Source organism: Arthrobacter sp. BI5, assembly GCF_056680065.1.
The window spans coordinates 740434-756800 of the sequence record NZ_CM155264.1; the positions used below are offsets into that span (position 1 = coordinate 740434).

General features: G+C 68.5%; 17 protein-coding genes and 1 tRNA gene. 10 read left to right on the forward strand and 8 right to left on the reverse strand.

From position 1 onward, the window contains the following. Window positions 1-9: 9 nt before the first annotated feature. From AC1MED_RS03535 to tmk, 5 genes are all read right to left on the reverse strand, one after another. The gene (locus AC1MED_RS03535; RefSeq protein WP_479785457.1) at window positions 10-1299 is read right to left on the reverse strand and encodes an MFS transporter; all 1290 of its coding nucleotides are present in this window, start codon (window positions 1297-1299) and stop codon (window positions 10-12) included. 242 nt (window positions 1300-1541) lie between these two features. After that, a tRNA-Thr gene (locus tag AC1MED_RS03540) sits at window positions 1542-1614 on the reverse strand. A 103-nt stretch (window positions 1615-1717) separates the two neighbouring features. Further along, window positions 1718-3301, reverse strand: coding sequence for an alpha/beta hydrolase (locus AC1MED_RS03545; RefSeq protein WP_479785458.1), 1584 nt, complete (start codon window positions 3299-3301; stop codon window positions 1718-1720). Between the two features lie 58 nt (window positions 3302-3359). Beyond that, a complete protein-coding gene (locus AC1MED_RS03550; protein WP_346960836.1) occupies window positions 3360-4502 on the reverse strand; it encodes a DNA polymerase III subunit delta' in 1143 nt (380 codons plus the stop codon). Then, window positions 4499-5167, reverse strand: coding sequence for a dTMP kinase (gene tmk / locus AC1MED_RS03555; RefSeq protein WP_479785460.1), 669 nt, complete (start codon window positions 5165-5167; stop codon window positions 4499-4501). The genes AC1MED_RS03550 and tmk overlap by 4 nt, the downstream gene beginning before the upstream one ends. A gap of 89 nt (window positions 5168-5256) precedes the next feature. On the opposite strand from tmk, the gene AC1MED_RS03560 reads away from it, so the two are divergent. Together AC1MED_RS03560 and AC1MED_RS03565 are read left to right on the forward strand one after the other, a co-directional pair. Beyond that, window positions 5257-6453 (forward strand): trans-sulfuration enzyme family protein, encoded by a 1197-nt coding sequence (locus AC1MED_RS03560; protein ID WP_479785461.1) that lies wholly within the window; start codon window positions 5257-5259, stop codon window positions 6451-6453. Window positions 6454-6462: 9 nt separating this feature from the next. After that, a complete protein-coding gene (locus tag AC1MED_RS03565; RefSeq protein ID WP_479778672.1) occupies window positions 6463-6816 on the forward strand; it encodes a DUF2516 family protein in 354 nt (117 codons plus the stop codon). Here the strand turns inward: AC1MED_RS03565 and AC1MED_RS03570 are convergent. Then, a complete protein-coding gene (locus AC1MED_RS03570) occupies window positions 6801-7700 on the reverse strand; it encodes a class I SAM-dependent methyltransferase (protein ID WP_479785462.1) in 900 nt (299 codons plus the stop codon). The genes AC1MED_RS03565 and AC1MED_RS03570 overlap by 16 nt on opposite strands. 80 nt (window positions 7701-7780) lie before the next feature. Between AC1MED_RS03570 and AC1MED_RS03575 the strand changes: the two genes are divergently transcribed. Further along, window positions 7781-8527, forward strand: coding sequence for a phosphoglyceromutase (locus AC1MED_RS03575; RefSeq protein ID WP_346960840.1), 747 nt, complete (start codon window positions 7781-7783; stop codon window positions 8525-8527). A gap of 93 nt (window positions 8528-8620) precedes the next feature. On the opposite strand, the gene phoU is transcribed toward AC1MED_RS03575, so the two are convergent. Next, window positions 8621-9283 carry a phosphate signaling complex protein PhoU gene (phoU, locus tag AC1MED_RS03580; protein ID WP_346960841.1) on the reverse strand — a complete coding sequence of 221 codons (663 nt, stop codon included), beginning with the start codon at window positions 9281-9283 and terminating at the stop codon, window positions 8621-8623. Between the two features lie 206 nt (window positions 9284-9489). On the opposite strand from phoU, the gene AC1MED_RS03585 reads away from it, so the two are divergent. Together AC1MED_RS03585 and AC1MED_RS03590 are read left to right on the forward strand one after the other, a co-directional pair. Continuing rightward, window positions 9490-10704, forward strand: a complete 1215-nt coding sequence (locus tag AC1MED_RS03585) for a sensor histidine kinase (protein ID WP_479786537.1) — start codon at window positions 9490-9492, stop codon at window positions 10702-10704. Beyond that, window positions 10701-11381 (forward strand): response regulator transcription factor, encoded by a 681-nt coding sequence (locus tag AC1MED_RS03590; protein ID WP_346960842.1) that lies wholly within the window; start codon window positions 10701-10703, stop codon window positions 11379-11381. The genes AC1MED_RS03585 and AC1MED_RS03590 overlap by 4 nt, the downstream gene beginning before the upstream one ends. 94 nt (window positions 11382-11475) lie before the next feature. Here the strand turns inward: AC1MED_RS03590 and AC1MED_RS03595 are convergent, their stop codons facing one another. Continuing rightward, entirely contained in the window at window positions 11476-12057 is a 582-nt protein-coding gene (locus AC1MED_RS03595; RefSeq protein WP_479786538.1) for a hypothetical protein, read from the reverse strand. A 395-nt stretch (window positions 12058-12452) separates the two neighbouring features. Here AC1MED_RS03595 and AC1MED_RS03600 point away from each other — a divergent pair, with 395 nt between their 5' ends. From AC1MED_RS03600 to cysS, 5 genes are all read left to right on the forward strand, one after another. Next, complete coding sequence (locus AC1MED_RS03600; protein WP_026266570.1) at window positions 12453-12935, forward strand: CarD family transcriptional regulator; 483 nt, start codon at window positions 12453-12455, stop codon at window positions 12933-12935. A gap of 92 nt (window positions 12936-13027) precedes the next feature. Next, the gene (gene ispD, locus AC1MED_RS03605; RefSeq protein ID WP_479785463.1) at window positions 13028-13846 is read left to right on the forward strand and encodes a 2-C-methyl-D-erythritol 4-phosphate cytidylyltransferase; all 819 of its coding nucleotides are present in this window, start codon (window positions 13028-13030) and stop codon (window positions 13844-13846) included. 29 nt (window positions 13847-13875) lie between these two features. Continuing rightward, complete coding sequence (gene ispF, locus AC1MED_RS03610; RefSeq protein ID WP_346960850.1) at window positions 13876-14361, forward strand: 2-C-methyl-D-erythritol 2,4-cyclodiphosphate synthase; 486 nt, start codon at window positions 13876-13878, stop codon at window positions 14359-14361. Window positions 14362-14445: 84 nt separating this feature from the next. Continuing rightward, the gene (locus AC1MED_RS03615) at window positions 14446-14799 is read left to right on the forward strand and encodes a hypothetical protein (RefSeq protein ID WP_479785464.1); all 354 of its coding nucleotides are present in this window, start codon (window positions 14446-14448) and stop codon (window positions 14797-14799) included. Between the two features lie 40 nt (window positions 14800-14839). Beyond that, window positions 14840-16285, forward strand: coding sequence for a cysteine--tRNA ligase (cysS, locus tag AC1MED_RS03620; RefSeq protein ID WP_479785465.1), 1446 nt, complete (start codon window positions 14840-14842; stop codon window positions 16283-16285). Window positions 16286-16367: the final 82 nt, after the last annotated feature.

The window sequence follows — 16367 nt, forward strand, 5'->3', positions numbered from 1 at the left end:
CGCCGTTCGTCAGGCCCGCCGCGCCTTTCGCGCCGTCATGAGCAGCAGCACCAAGGCCACGGCCTGCAGCGCGGCGACCGCCGCGATCAGCGCGGGGGCGGCCCCGTAGAGGGCGCCATAAAGCGCGCCGCCGGCCAGCGCACCGGCTCCCTCGAAGGCTGCAAAGACCCCGTATGCCGATCCCTGCCGCGGCTCCGGGACAAGGTCGGCCACCAGCGCCTTGACCGTGGAGTCCTGGATGCCGGTGGCGGCGCCCCAGATGGCCACGCCGGCCAGCACCAGAGCGACGCCGGTGGAGAACCCCAGCACCGGAATGGCCGCGATCAGCACGGGCAGGGCCAGCAGCACGCCCGGGCCCAGCCTGTCGTAGAGGAAGCCGCTCCCCAGCGCGCCAAGGGCCGCTGCGCCCATGGCCGCGGCGTAAAGCAGCGGAACCACCGGCGCCGGAACCGTCACTGCGGTGGTCAGGTGGTAGGAGATCACCCCGAAAGCCACCAGTCCCGCGCTCCAGAAAAAGGCGCACACCGCAAAGAGCAGGAAGACCCCGGAGAACAACGACGGCGGCCTGCCGGCCGTGCCGGGGACCGTCTCCGGCGCGGGGCCTGCGCCCGCGACGGCTGCCCGGCGGCGCAGGCCGAGCAGCAGCGCCAGCGCCATCGCGGCCGGAACGGCGAGGACCGCAAACGCCGTCGAGATCACGCCGGTGGCCGCCAGTACAGCCGCCACAATAAGGGGTCCCAGAAGCGCCCCGGCGAGGTCCAGCGACTTATGCACGGCAAAGCCCCGGCCGCGGCCCACCTGCTTGGCCGCGGAGGCGAGCAGCACAGTCTTGGCCGGACTCCGCACCGCCTTGCCCACGCGGTCGCCGATGATCAGCGCCGAAGCCAGGACCAGCCCCGCCGCGCCCGAGGCCGGGGCGAAAGCCAGCAGCGGCACGCAGAACGCCGTCAGCGCATACCCCGCCACCGTGAATGTCCAGTACTTGCGCGTCCGGTCCGCCCACGGCCCGAAGACAAGGCGCAGGCCCTGCGCCGCGGCCTCCGCCCCGCCGGTGACGAGCCCAACCAATAACGCAGAAGCGCCAAGCTGGGCCAGCAGCGGTCCGGCGAGCGGGCGGGCGCCGTCGGACACGACGTCGGTGGCCAGGCTGACCAAACCGAAGCCGACCACCGTGCCCCATGGCCCGCGTGCCCGTCCCCGCCGGGAGGCTGACGATGCAGCGGCGGTGTCCGGCCCTGCCCGCCGCGCCGACGCGCCGGGCCCCGGGGAATTCGGCACTTTGCGCTCGGGCCGGTCCATGTCCCAAGAGTCGCGGACGCAGCCGGCATTGACAAGGCCGGCCGGCGGGCGCCGCGCGCCTCACCGCAGCCGTCCCGGGCTGCTTTGGACCCTGCGTCGGCCCACGCGCCGTCAGTGCCCGGCGTGTCCGTGTCGAAGTACCCCCGGACCGCACCCGTGGACGCGCCGGCCCAGGTCGGCGGGCAGCAAAGAACCCCCGGAAAACATTCATTCCGGGGGTTCTTTGGTGTCGCCTTTTCTCGAGCTTCCTATCAGAATCGAACTGATGACCTTCTCATTACGAGTGAGACGCTCTACCGACTGAGCTAAGGAAGCAACCGCGTGAAACCCCGGCGAACCGGGCGGATCATGCAAGAGACAACTGTAATGGAGCTTCCGCGCCCGGGTCAAAATGAGCGGCGCGGAGGCTGTCCAAAGATCAGCAGACCGTGTTGTCGGCGGGTGTCTTGCCGTCCACGAGGTACCCGTCCACGGCGTTTTCGATGCAGCTGTTGGAGCGGCCGTAGGCGGTGTGGCCCTCGCCCTTCCAGGTCAGCAGCGAGGCGGTTCCCAGCTGCTTGCGCAGGGAGCTGGCCCACTCGACCGGCGTCGCGGGGTCGCCCGTGGTCCCGACCACCAGGATGTCGGTCGACCCCTTGTACTCGGCGGGTGCCGGGGTACGGACGCTCTTGTACGGCCAGTCCTTACAGCTGGTGCCGCCGTAGGCGAAGTAGTACCCGAGGGTGGGGGAGAGCTGGCGGAGCTGCTTCTCCTCGGCGCGCATCGCGGCGGTGTCGGAAGACATCGGGTAGTCGAGGCAGTTGATGGCGTTGAACGCGAACGCCGAGTTGGCCGAGTACGTGCCGTTGGGCTCACGGTCCGCGCCGAAGTCGGAGAGCCGCAGCATCGGGGACAGGTCGCCCTGCATCGCACTGTCCAGCGCCTGGGTCAGGACCGGCCAGTTGTCATCGTTGTAGAACGGCAGGATGAAGCCGCTGACGAACATGGAAGCGTTGACCACCCGGCCGTCCTTGGCGGCCTTGGGGCTCGCCTCCACGGCCGCGATGAGGTCCTGGATCTGCCGGACGGCGTTGTCCGGGCCGCCGCTCAGTGGGCAGCCGCTGTCCTGGAGGCAGTTCGTCACGTAGGCGCGGATGGCCTTTTCGAAGGCCTTCGCCTGGCCGCTGGTCAGCTCCTCATAGCTCAGGGAGGGGTCCATCGCGCCGTCCAGGACCATCCGGCCCACGTTGTCCGGGAAGAGCGAGGCGTAGGTGGAGCCCAGGAAGGTTCCGTAGGAGTAGCCCAGGTAGTTCAGCTTGGTGTCGTTCAGCACGCCGCGGAGGATGTCAAGGTCCTTGGCGGCGCTGACGGTGTCCACGTGGCCCAGGACGGGCCCGGTCTTCTCGGCACATTTGGCGGCGATGGCCTTGTTATCCGCGAAGGCCTCGGCCAGCCCGGCGTCGGTGTCCAGCCGGTAGATCTTGGCCCGGTTGGCGTCACGTTCCCGGTCGGTGAGGCAGGTGACCGGCGCGGAGCGCTTCACACCGCGCGGATCGAAGCCCACCACGTCGTAGTTCGAGCGCACCTTCTCGGAAATGTTCGTGGAGCCGGCGTCCCGGACGAAATCGTAGCCGGAGCCGCCGGGGCCGCCGGGGTTCACCAGCAGGCTGCCCTTCTTGCTGCCGGCCTTCGTGGCCAGCTTGATTGCGGCGAGTTCGATCGAGTCGCCGTCGGGCTTGTTGTAGTCCAGCGGGACCTTGACCTTGGCGCACTGGAAGTCCCCCTCGCAGCGCGTCCAGTTCAGCTGCTGGGAGTAGAAGCTGCGCAGCTCGGCCGGGGCGGCGGCGGCGATGGAGGGGTCGGCCTTGCCCGGCGCGCTCTTCGAGCCGCCGTCACCGGAACCAAAGAGCGTGCAGGATGACAGCACGAGGGCCAGCACCAGGCCCAGCGACAAAGCACCGGCCGCCCGTACCCCGGGCACCCTGCTTCGGTTGCCTGCCGGGGATGGTGGTGCTGACGTCATGCGGTTCTCCTTGGGATGTGGAACTGGCGGATCGAGGGGGCGGAGCGTTGCTGCCGGGTCAGATCAGGCTGCTGGTCATGGACTCGATGGCCAGCAGCGGGGCCACGTTGGTGGTGGTGATCCGCTTGCGGGCCTTGTTGATGGCATCCATCCGGGCAAGTGTCAGCTCTGCCGTTGAGCGTCCGGCAAACTCCTGAAGTTCGCTCCTCAGCTCAACGTTGACAAGTTCAACGGCGTTCCCCATCTGGATGATCAGCACATCCCGGTAAAAGGACAGCAGGTCGGTCAGCGTGCGGTCAAGGGAGTCGGTGACCGAGCGCTTGGCGCGGCGCTTCTGGTCATCTTCCAACTGTTTGACCTGCCCCCGCATGGCCGGCGGCAGGGGGCCGCTTTCGGGTGCTCCGAGCGTTGCGAGCAGCGCGGCCTTTTCGGCTGCGTCGCGCTCATCATTGGAGCTGTTGGCTTCCTCGGTAGCGATCTTGACGAGTTTGTCCGCCATCATGACAGCCGCGGTGATGCCGCGCAGGTGCAGCGGGAAGCTGACCGTTTCCAGCCGGCGCTGCCGCGCCTCAGGGTCCCGGGCCAGCCGGCGTGCGATCCCCACGTGGCTTTGTGCGGCGCGGGCCGCGCGCTCGGCAACCTCCGGTTCGACGCCGTCGCGCTTGACCAGCAGCGCCGCGACGTCGGCCGCCGGCGGAAGCCGCAGGGCCACCGGGCGGCAGCGGGAGCGGATGGTCACTAGCACGTCGGCAGGGGACGGCGCGCAGAGCATCCAGATGGTGCGCGGGGTGGGTTCCTCAATGGCCTTGAGCAGCACATTGGTAGTCCGCTCCGCCATCCGGTCCGCGTCCTCGACGACGATGATGCGCCAGCGGGCGGAGGAGGGGCGGTTGCCGGCGGTCGAGACCAGTTCGCGGGCCTCGTCGATGGTGATGGTGACCTTCTCGGTCCGTACGAACGTCACGTCGGAGTGCGTCTCGCCGACGATCGTCTGGCATGCCGCGCATTCGCCGCAACCCCGCCGGGCCACGTCCTCCTGGTCGCAGTTCAACGCCGCAGCGAAAGCCTTCGCGGCGTTGGAGCGCCCCGAACCCGGCGGCCCGGTGAACAGCCAGGCGTGCGTCAGCCCCTCACCCTCCGCGGCCTGGCGCAGTTGGGCGACGACGGCCGGCTGGCCCTGAAGGTCGTCCCAGACACTCATGCCGAGCTGCCTAGGCGGAGTGAGAGCAACGCCTGGACCCGTTCCAGGATCCGGGCGGCCAGTTCCTGCACCGGCAGGTGTGCCGCGAGGACAAGGTACTTTTCCGGCCGGGCCGCTGCCAGCGCCAGGAAGGCGGCGCGGATCCGGGCATGGAATTCGTCGGCCTCGGATTCCAGCCGGTCCTCAGCAGCGTCGCCGGCGGTCCGGCGTCGGCGGCCGTCGGCAGGGTCGACGTCGAGCAGCACCGTGAGGTCCGGCTGCAGGCCGGAAGTGGCCCAATCGTTAAGCTGGCGCACCGCCTCGGTGCCGAGGTCCCGGCCGGCGCCCTGATAGGCGACCGAGGAGTCGATATACCGGTCGGTGAGGACCACCTCGCCCCGCTCCAGCGCGGGACGGATGACCTGGTCGGCGTGCGCGGCGCGGGAGGCCGCGAAGATCAGCGCCTCGGTACGGGCGTCGATGTGGCCGTGGCCGTGGTCCAGCACCAGGGAGCGCAGTTTCTCGCCGATCGGCGTGCCGCCCGGCTCCCGGGTCCGCAGCACCGTCAGCCCCCTGGACTCCAGCGCCGCTGCGAGTTCCGCCGCCTGGGTGGACTTGCCCGCGCCGTCGCCGCCCTCAAAGGCAATGAACAGGCCGGGGAACGGTCCGGGGGTCTGGGTAGTCACTGCTCTAGCCTACCGACAATCACCGACACCATGGTGGCCTGCGCGTAACGCCTTACGGGCTTGGCGCAGCCCCCAAGTACCCTGTGACCATGAGTCTCTCCGAAGAACAGGCAGCCTCGCTTTCCGCCGAAACGGTGGTGGTGGCCGCCGGCCGTCCGCCGCGCGAACGCGACGCCCCGGTCAACCCGCCGATTGTGCTGTCCTCGACCTATTTCGGCACCGGCCCGTTGGGCCCCGGCGACCGCGGCTACGGCCGCTACTCCAACCCCACCTGGGACCCGTTCGAGCAGGCACTGGCGCAACTGGAAGGCGCCGAGTTGCCCGGCCTGTTGTACGCCTCGGGACTGGCCGCGGTGAGTTCGGCGCTGTCCCTGGTTCCGGCGCAGGGGGTGCTGGTGATGCCGTCCCACAGCTATGCCGGGTCGCTCGTGATGGCAACCGAACTGGCGCAGAACGGTGCGCTGGAACTGCGCACCGTGGACATCGCAGACACCGACGCCGTGCTCGCGCAGATGGCTCCCGCCGGCGGCAAGCCGGCCAACATGCTGTGGCTGGAGAGCCCCACCAACCCCATGCTCGGCGTCGCGGACATCCGGGCGCTCACCGCCGCGGCGCACGCGGCCGGCGCGCTGGTGGTCACCGACAACACCTTTTCCACCCCGCTCGTGCAGCAGCCCCTCAGCCTGGGCTCCGACGTCGTCCTGCATTCGGTCACCAAGTACCTTGCCGGCCACTCCGACGTCGTGCTGGGCGCCCTCGTGACGTCCGACGCCGAGCTCCACGCCAGGCTGCTGCACCACCGCACCATCCACGGCGGCATCGCCGGCCCGTTCGAAGCCTGGCTGGCGCTGCGGGGACTGCGCACCCTGGCGCTCCGGGTTGAGCGCTCGCAGGCTTCCGCGGCGGCGCTCGCGGAACGGCTGAGCGGCCACCCGCGGGTCGGCAGCATCCGCTACCCGGGACTGCCCACGGACCCCGGACACGAGCGGGCCAAGGCGCAGATGAAGGGTTTCGGCTCCGTGCTGTGTATCGAAATGGCGCCGGTGGACGGACCCGGCGGCGGCTTGAGCGGCGCGGACGCCGCCGATCGAATGATCCGGGAACTGAAGCTGTGGCTGCCGGCCACGTCGCTGGGCGGCGTGGAGTCCCTGATCGAGCGCCGGCGCCGGCACACGGCGGAGCCGGAGAGCGTGCCGGACAACCTGGTCCGTCTAAGCGTCGGAATCGAAAACGTCGAGGACCTGTGGGCCGATTTGCGGCAGGCTTTGGCGACACTGGACGGTTAGGCTGGGGGCATGGACGGAAGAACGCTGATTGAATTTGCCGACCGAGGAATCTACTTTCTCCTTGCGGTCGTGGCCCTGGGCCTTGAGGTGTGGGCGTTCTTCGACTGCCTGCGGCACAAGGCCAACGCCTTCGAAGCGGTGTCCAAGCGGACCAAAACTTTCTGGCTCGCCCTGACCGGCGGTGCCTTGGCCATCGGGCTGCTGTCCATTGTTGGCGGCGGCGGCGGGTTCTTCGGCCCGCTGGGGCTCTTCGGCCTCGCGGCCGTGACCGCGGCATCCGTCTACCTCGCCGATGTCCGCCCTGCGGTCAAGGACGCCGGCCGCGGCGGCAGCCGCAACATGGGCCCTTACGGCCCCTGGTGATCCCCACCCATTAGACCATCCGGCGCCACGGCTTCCCAGCCCACGGTGAGTTCGCCCAGGCGCCACCGGGCCGGGCCGTCCTGCACCGGCCAGCCGCCGTCGCGCAGTGCCCGGCACATGGCGGTCCAGCGCTGCCGGTTGCCGAACGAGGCCAGCGGCGCGGCCTCCAGCCAGGCCTTGTCCAGCGCCTGCAGGTAGGTATGGATTTTCTCGCCCGGGACATTCCGGTGGATGAGCGCCTTGGGCAGCCGCTCGGCGATCTCCGAGGGCAGCTCGAAGCCGCCAAAGCGCATGGACAGCCCCAGGCTCAGCGGCCGCACGTCGTCGAGCGCCACCCAGGTGACCCGGCGTCCGATCTCGTCGCAGGTGCCGTCAATGAACAACCCGCCGGGCGCCAGCCCGTCCTGCACCAGCCGCCAGATCGCCGGCACGTCCGCCTCCTCGTACTGCCGCAGCACGTTGAAAGCCCGCACCAGCACCGGCCGGCCCGGCACCGGGAGTTCGAAACCGCCCAGCTGGAAACTGAGCCCGGGACGCTCCAGCGCCCTGGCCAGGCGGACCCGCTCCGGCTCGATCTCAATGCCAACCACCCGCACGTCGGCCCGGACGGCGGAGAGGCGCTCAAAAAGTTCGACGGCGGTGGCCGGGGATGCGCCGTAGCCGAGGTCGACGACGAGCGGGTCCGCGGCGTTCCGCAGGCGCCAGGCCTGCGGCCCGGCGAGCCAGCGGTCGACCCGCCGCATCCGGTTGGGGTTGGTGGTGCCGCGGGTCACGTTGCCCACCGGCCTGCCGGCCCGGGATCCGCCGCCCGCCGCGCCCTGCGCCCTGCCCTGCGTCCCGACCCGGGTCCGGGGGGACACCACCCGCTCAGCCTTCTGCACCACACGCCAACCCTATCCTTGCTGTGAGTGCGGTACGTGTAACGCTCGGCGCTGGCCGGGACCGCTCGGCTAGGATGAAAAGCATGACTTACAAGCTGATTCTGCTGCGCCACGGCCACAGCGAATGGAACGCCAAGAACCTGTTCACCGGCTGGGTGGACGTTGACCTGAACGACCAGGGCCGTGCCGAGGCGGTACGCGGCGGCGAACTGCTGGTGGAGAACAACGTCCTCCCGGACATCCTCTACACCTCGCGCCTGAAGCGGGCCATCAACACCGCGAACCTCGCACTGGAGAAGGCCGACCGGGGCTGGATCGACGTCAAGCGCGACTGGCGCCTCAACGAACGCCACTACGGCGCGCTGCAGGGCAAGGACAAGGCCCAGACCCTGGCCGAGTACGGCGAGGAACAGTTCATGACCTGGCGCCGCTCCTACGACACCCCGCCGCCGCCCCTCGCGGACGACTCCGAGTTCTCCCAGGTGGGGGATCCGCGCTACAAGGACCTCGGCGACGCCATGCCGCGCACCGAGTGCCTCAAGGACGTCCTGGTCCGGCTGCTGCCGTACTGGGAATCGGACATCAAGGAAGACCTTAAGGCCGGCAAGACGGTCCTGGTAACCGCCCACGGCAACTCGCTGCGTGCGCTGGTCAAGCACCTTGACGGCATCAGCGACGAGGACATCGCCGGCCTGAACATCCCCACCGGCATCCCGCTCGTCTACGACCTGGACGAGAACTTCAAGCCGCTGAACCCGGGCGGCACGTACCTGGACCCCGAGGCGGCCGCCGAGTCCATCAAGGCCGTGGCGAACCAGGGCAAGAAGTAACGCCTTTCGCACTGCGGATACGACGACGGCGGCCGGCCACCCCCAAGGTGACCGGCCGCCGTCGTACCCGCTGCTGTTGGGACGGCAGGGCCGTCAGCTGTGCTCGATGCTGTTCGGGTGCCACGCGCCGGTGACCAGGTAGGTCACCTTCTGCGCAACCGAAACGCCGTGGTCCGCGAAACGCTCGAAGTAGCGGCTGGCGAGGGCGACGTCCACGGTGGTGGCCGCGGATTCGGCCCAGTCACTCCGCGCAATCGCCTTGAAGACACTCAGGTGCAGGTCGTTGACGGCGCTGTTGGCCTTGAGGATGTCGCGGGCCACCTCGAGGTCGCGGGTCTCCAGCAGCACGGTGAGCTTCTCCGCGATCTCCAAGTCGTACTTGGCGAAGCTGTTGAAGGTCTCCTGCAGCTGCTGCGGGATCACGTTGGCCGGGTAGCGGAGACGGGCCAGCTGGGCGATGTGCCGGGCAAGGTCGCCCATCCGCTCCAGCGAGGCGCTCATCCGCAGCGAGCCCACGATCATCCGCAGGTCGCTGGCAACCGGGCCCTGCAGGGCGAGGATGTCAATGGCACGCTCGTCGAGGCTGTTCTGCAGAAAATCGATCCGGGCGTCGGCCGCGATGACGTCCTCGGCGAGGTCCACGTCGGCGCCCTCGAAGGCTGTGGTGGCCTTTTCGAATGCCTCGCTGACGAGCTTCGAAATTTCGACGAGCTGCTCACCGACCTGGGCGAGCTCTTCCTGAAAAACCTTGCGCACGGGTGCGTCCTTTCCTCGGAAACCTTTCCGGGCATCACAATGCCCGGCCGTTTCGTTTCACCGTAGCGGCGTTCAACCTGCCACCCTTCCAGCGTCCGGTGAACTGTTACGCCTCAATAGGTGAACGTTAGCTGAACCAGCGGTGCAATCGCACAAGTTTTCGATTTCCGGCGGGCCGCACCGCATAAGCTGGAGCCGTGGATCCAATGCTCATCGGTGTGATCGCGGGCCTGGTCGGCCTGTCGCTTGGCATATTCGGCGTGCTCGCCTTCCGGATCAGTGAGCAGCAGCGAAAAATCAGCGACGTCGAAACCGGCGACCCCGCCCTTCCCGACGGCGCCGCCGAGGTGCTCGCCGTCGTCGGGCGCGCGTTCGTCGTCGTCGACGCGGTCGACGGCGTGGTGCGGGCCAGCCCGGCCGCGTACGCCTACGGCCTGGTCCGGGGGCACACCGTGGTGCACCAGCAGCTGCTGGAAATGACCGCCAAGGTCCGGCGCGACGGGGTGATCCTTGAAAAGCAGCTCGAGCTGCCCCGCGGCCCGCTGGGCCAGGGGACCATCGTGGTGCAGGTCCGGGCTGCCATGCTCGGCGAGGAATATATCCTGCTGCTCGCCGACGACCGCACCGAGATCACCCGCACCGAAGAGATCCGCAACGACTTCGTCGCCAACGTCTCGCACGAGCTCAAGACCCCGGTCGGCGCGATTTCGCTGCTGGCCGAAGCCCTTGAAGCCTCTCCCGACGACGAGGAAGCCGTCCGCCGGTTCGCCAAGCGCATGCACAAGGAATCCACCCGGCTGGCGGCGCTGGTGCAGGACATCATCGAACTCTCCCGGCTGCAGGGCGCCAACGTGGCCCAGCAGGCCCACCCCGTGGACATCAACACGGTGGTCGCCGAAGCAGTGGACCGGTCCCAGCTCCCGGCCGAAAGCAAGAACATCGAGATTGTGGTGGGCGGCCGGACCGACGCGATGGTCTACGGCGACCAGGACCTGCTGGTCACAGCGCTGCGCAACCTGATCGACAACGCCATCCGCTACTCGCCGGAGAACACCCGGGTGGGCGTCGGCGTACGCGCCCGCGACGGACTGGTTGCCGTCTCGGTAACGGACCAGGGCGAGGGCCTCAGCCCCGAAGACCAGGAACGCGTCTTTGAACGCTTCTACCGCGTGGACTCCGCCCGCTCCCGCCACACCGGCGGCACCGGCCTGGGCCTGAGCATCGTCAAGCACGTGATGGCCAACCACGGCGGCGAAGTGACGCTCTGGTCCCAGCCGGGGCAGGGCTCCACCTTCACCATCCGCCTCCCCGAGATGGAGGGCCAGGACGAGACCGCCGCGGAGCCCCGCCGGTCCCCGCAGAACGCACGACACGAACGACGTGACGCCGCCGGCGTCCATGAGCAAGGAGCTAGCGCTTGAGCCGGATTCTTATTGTCGAGGACGAGGAGTCGTTCAGCGACCCGCTGTCCTACCTGCTGGGCAAGGAAGGATTCGAGGTGGAGGTCGTGGACAACGGCCTGGACGCCATCACCGAATTCGACCGCAACGGCGCCGACCTGGTCCTCCTGGACCTGCAGCTGCCCGGACAGTCGGGGACCGAGGTGTGCCGCCAGCTGCGCCAGCGCTCCTCCGTCCCCGTCATCATGCTGACCGCCAAGGACGCCGAAATCGACAAGGTCGTGGGGCTTGAGCTCGGCGCCGACGATTACGTCACGAAGCCCTACTCCTCGCGGGAGCTGGTGGCCCGGGTCCGAGCCGTGCTGCGCCGCCACGGCGAACCGGAGGAGCTGGTCTCCAGCACCGTCCAGGCCGGCCCGGTCCGGATGGACATTGAGCGGCATGTGGTCAGCGTCAAGGGCGAGCAGGTCTCGCTGCCGCTGAAGGAATTCGAGCTGCTCGAGATGCTGCTGCGCAACTCCGGTCGGGTCCTGACCCGCGGCCAGCTGATCGACCGGGTCTGGGGCTCCGACTACGTGGGCGACACCAAGACTCTGGACGTGCACGTGAAGCGGCTACGCAGCAAGATCGAGCCTGACCCCTCGGCACCGCGGTACCTGATCACCGTCCGCGGGCTGGGCTACAAGTTCGAGCCGTAAGCGGCGGACGGCGCGACCGTGGCCGCGGAGCTGGGCCACTTAAGCCAAAAAGGAGCGGCACCCGCGCGGGTGCCGCTCCTTTGGTACGTGAGTGCTACGGCGTCGGGGTGGCCGACGGAGTCTCCGACGGAGTTTCCGAGGGAGTCTCCGACGGAGTCGACGTGGCCGTACCGGTGGCGGTGCCGGAGCTGGTGGGCTCGGCGCTGGGCAGGTACTGCTTGTAGTCCGTGATCGTGGCGTCCAGGACCGGCATCTTGAACTTGGCGTCCAGGTTGGTGCCGTCTTCGCGGATCGTGACCTCCACCAGGGAACCGGGCTTGCCTCCGGAGGTGCTGAGGATGGCCGGATCTGCCGATTCGTTCAGCAGGACGTAGGAGTTCTTCTTCACCGGAACCTGGGTCTGGGATCCACCGGCACCGTTGATGGTGAGCTTCACATCGTTGGCAGAGGTGTTGTACACGGCGCCGATCACGCGGCCCGGCTTGTCCTCGCCGTCGGAGATGATCATCATGTTGCGGAGCTGGAGCGGTCCGAGGTCGGTCCGGGTCCCGTCCGACGCCGAGTACTGCTCAGTGGTCTGCTGGGCATTGATATAGCCGCAGCCGGTCACCGACAGCAGGCCAATGCCAAGTGCAGCCGTTGCCATTGCCAGCTTGCCGCGCCGGCCCCGGGTCATCGCAGTGAAACGCACGTCACGCACTCCTTGAGAGTCTTGAAACATTATTCAGCCATAGCCTATCCGCATTGGGCCTCAAACGCGGATTCGGGGGAGTACACATAGTCGCCCGTGCGATGTGCCGGGCCGGTGCGGGGCCGCCCGCCGGGGCACCCTTCCGGTACACATTTCCGGTCCCCCCGGGCGCGGCGGCCGGTCGCCCAAGGCGCGTTCGCCGTCGAACCTCCAGGCCCTTGGCAGCGGGTGGCCAATGCACTATTATCCGCATTCGTCAAGGGTTTTAAGGGGCTGATTCAGGCCATTTTCCGCGGATTTCCGGGGTTTCGGGGCACGATCCATGGCAGTTGTATGCCTTAATCGTGATAAACTGGTCTGCGGGAAAGGGGAATGTCCACATGGTTTTTGAGGTCGGCGAGACAGTAGTTTACCCTCACCACGGTGCAGCCAAAATTGAAGAAATCAAGATGCGCACTGTCAAGGGCGAAGAGAAGATGTATCTCAAGCTCAAGGTGGCTCAGGGTGATCTGACCATTGAAGTTCCAGCAGAAAACGTTGACCTTGTTGGGGTCCGGGACGTAGTGGGCAAAGAAGGCTTGGAGCACGTATTCGACGTGCTGCGAGCCGAGTTCACTGAAGAGCCCACCAACTGGTCGCGTCGTTACAAGGCAAACCTGGAAAAGCTTGCTTCCGGTGACGTCATCAAGGTGGCAGAGGTCGTCCGCGACCTGTGGCGCCGCGATCACGACCGGGGTCTCTCCGCAGGAGAGAAGCGCATGCTGGCCAAGGCCCGCCAGATTCTGATTTCAGAACTGGCACTGGCTGAAAAGACTGATGAAGAGAAGGCCGCAAGCGTTCTCGACGAGGTCCTGGCTTCCTAACCAAGAATCGAACCCCGGTGGCGTAACGGCCGCCGGGGCTTCTTTTTGCCCAAAACCGACGGGGCCCCGCGCCGGGACGTAGTCTTGTCCGCATGAACACTGCATCGACAGCTCCCGTCACCGCGGTCATCCTCGTCGCCGCCGGATCCGGCCAGCGCCTGGGCTACGGCATGCCGAAGGCCAAGGTGCCGCTGGGCGGCGACAGCATCCTCACGCACGCCCTGCGGGGCGTTGCCGCGGCCGGGATTGCGCACCAGATCTGTGTAGCACTCCCGCCCGGGGAGGCGGAACTCCGGGCCCAGTGCGAGGCCTTCGCCGCCGAGCTGCACGCCGAACACCGCCGCACCGTCGCATCCGGGTCTGCCGTGCAGCTGCCGGATGTCACCGTCGTCGACGGCGGTGCCAGCCGGGCCGAATCCGTGCGTGCCGCGCTTTCCGCGCTCGCGCCGGGCACCCAGTCCGTCCTGGTCCACGACGCCGCCCGGGCGCTCACCCCCGAATCCGTCTTCCACCGCGTGGCCGCCGCCCTCAAAGCCGGCGCCCTCGCCGTGATCCCGGTGATGCCCGTGGTGGACACCGTCAAGACGGTGGATGCCACCCACGGCGCCGACGCCGGCATCGCTCCGGAAGTGGTCACCGGCACCGCCGCCCGGGAGGTGCTGCGGGCGGTCCAGACCCCGCAGGGCTTCGAGCTCACCACCCTGCGGCGGGCCCATCAGGAAGCCGCGGGATTCGACGGCGCACGCGCAGCCGCCGTCACGGACGACGCCATGCTGGTGGAACTGCTCGGCGTTCCGGTCTACGCCGTGCGCGGCGCCAGCCAGTCGCTGAAGATCACCACGCCGCTGGACCTGATCCTCGCGGAGGGCCTCCTCGAGGGTCCGCTGGGCGCACGCTGGGTGGAGGGCTGAACATGCCCGCGGACCAGCCGCAGCCCGGCATGCTGATCCCGCGGACAGGGATCGGCATCGATGTCCACGCCTACGCCCCCGACGACGCGCCGCAGCCGCTGTGGCTCGGCGGCCTGCACTGGGAAGGCGAGCGGGGCCTTGCCGGCCACTCCGACGGCGACCCGGTGGCCCACGCCGCCGCGGATGCGCTGTTCTCAGCGTGCGGGATCGGGGACCTGGGCACACACTTCGGTACCGACCGCCCCGAATACGCCGGAGCCTCGGGCGTCACCCTGCTGGCCGAGGCCGCCCGGATTGTCCGCGCCGGCGGCTTCGAGATCGGCAATATCGCCGTGCAGTTTGTGGCGAACCGGCCCAAGTTCGGCCCGCGCCGGGAGGAATCCCAGCGGGTCCTCAGTGCGGCCGCCGGCGCACCGGTAAGTGTCTCAGCCACCACGAGTGACGGCCTCGGCTTTACCGGCCGCGGCGAAGGCATCGCCGCCACGGCCACGGCGCTGGTTTATCCGGCCGGCTGAGCGCGGCGGTTCCCGGCGGGGCCCGGCGGGGCAAACGGGCCTACGCTTAAGGGACAACCCTCCGCAACTGTCAGGAGACCTCCCGTGAAAAAGCTGCTTCCCGTTGTTGTCCTTGTCGCAGGGACGCTGCTGTCCGGGTGCGCCGGCTCCGCGACGCCGCCGGCCACCACCACGCCCCGGATGAGCGTTGAGGAAAGCTGCAAGTTCCTCAACACCGACACCTTTGTGCCCAAGGGGAGCGACAAGGAAAAGGCCAGCCAGATCGGCCAGCACTACCAGGAGGTGGCGGACAAGGTGGCCCCGGAGGTCGCCGAGCCGATCCAGCAGATGGCCGACGTCATGAAACAGGTGGGGGACAGCCCCACCGGCAGGCAGACCTCCGCGCAGCTGACACAGCTCAGGCAGCAGATGGACAAGATTGGCCAGCACTGCAAGTAGTCCCCGGACCGGCCTCCCGGGCATCGGCTAATCTGGAGCGGTGACCCTGCGCTTTTACGACACTGCATCCGCCGAAGTCCGCGACTTCGTCCCCCTGGTTCCGGGCAAAGTGAGCCTCTACTACTGCGGCGCCACGGTGCAGGGCATGCCGCACGTCGGGCACATCCGTTCCGCGATCGCCTTCGACCAGCTCACCCGCTGGCTGCAGTACCGCGGCTTCCGCGTCACCGCGGTCCGCAACGTCACCGACATCGACGACAAGATCCTAGCCAAGTCCGCTGAATCGTTCGATTCCGGCTTCGACGGCGAGCCGGGCACTGTCCGCGAGGAGGAATGGTGGGCCCTGGCCTACCGCTACGAGCAGGAATTCCTCAAGGCCTACGACACCCTGGGCGTCACCCGCCCCACCTATGAGCCGCGCGCCACGGGCCACATCCCGGAGATGCACGCGCTGATCCAGCAGCTGATCCACCGCGGCCACGCCTACCCGGCCCTGGATGATTCCGGCGACGTCTACTTCGATGTGCGCTCCTGGGCCAAGTACGGCTCACTGACCCGGCAAAAGCTCGATGACATGCAGGGAGCTCCCGACGCCGACCCCCGGGGAAAGAAGGATCCGCGCGACTTCGCGCTCTGGAAGGGCCACAAGGAGGGGGAGCCGACGACGGCGAGCTGGACTTCGCCGTGGGGCGCCGGCCGGCCGGGCTGGCACCTGGAATGCTCCGCGATGGTCACCAAGTACCTCGGCACCGAGTTCGACATCCACGGCGGCGGGCTGGACCTGAGGTTCCCGCACCACGAAAACGAGATGGCGCAGTCCCAGGCCGCGGGCCACGGCTTCGCCAACTTCTGGATGCACAACGGCATGGTCACCTACGCCGGCGAAAAGATGTCCAAGTCCATCGGCAACACCGTCAGCCCCGCCGAAATGCTAGAACTCGCACCGCCGCGGGTGGTCCGGTACTACCTCGGGCAGGCGCAGTACCGCTCGGTGCTCGACTACCAGCCCACCTCGCTGAGCGAAGCCGCGGCCGCGGTGGAGCGGATCGATGGCTTCATCAGCCGCGCCGTCCGGGCCCTTGGCGGTAACGACGGCCACGAAGCCGGCGCCGTTCCGGACGCGTTCGCCGCCGCGATGGACGACGACCTCAACGTCCCGCAGGCGCTCGCCGTCCTGCATGACACCGTCCGCGCCGGCAACACGGCGCTCACCGCCGGCGATCTAGACGACGCCCGGCAGGCACTGGCCAGCGTCACGGCTATGCTGCGTGTCCTTGGTCTCAGCGACACGGCGACGCCGGCAGCCGACGAACAGGCCAACGCCGCCCTCGGCGTCCTGGTCGAGGCCCAGCTCGCCGCCCGCGCGCAGGCCCGCGCGGGCAAGGACTGGGCCGCCTCGGACGCCATCCGCGACACCCTCGCGGCGGCCGGCGTCGTTGTCGAGGACGGCGCGGACGGCGCCAGCTGGAGCCTCAAGCGCGGCTGACCCTGTCGCACTCCCGCCGGCTACGGCGGGCCGCCGGGGGACCGTGCGGTCGAGGATTTAACGCGAGTCAGTAGACTGGAGT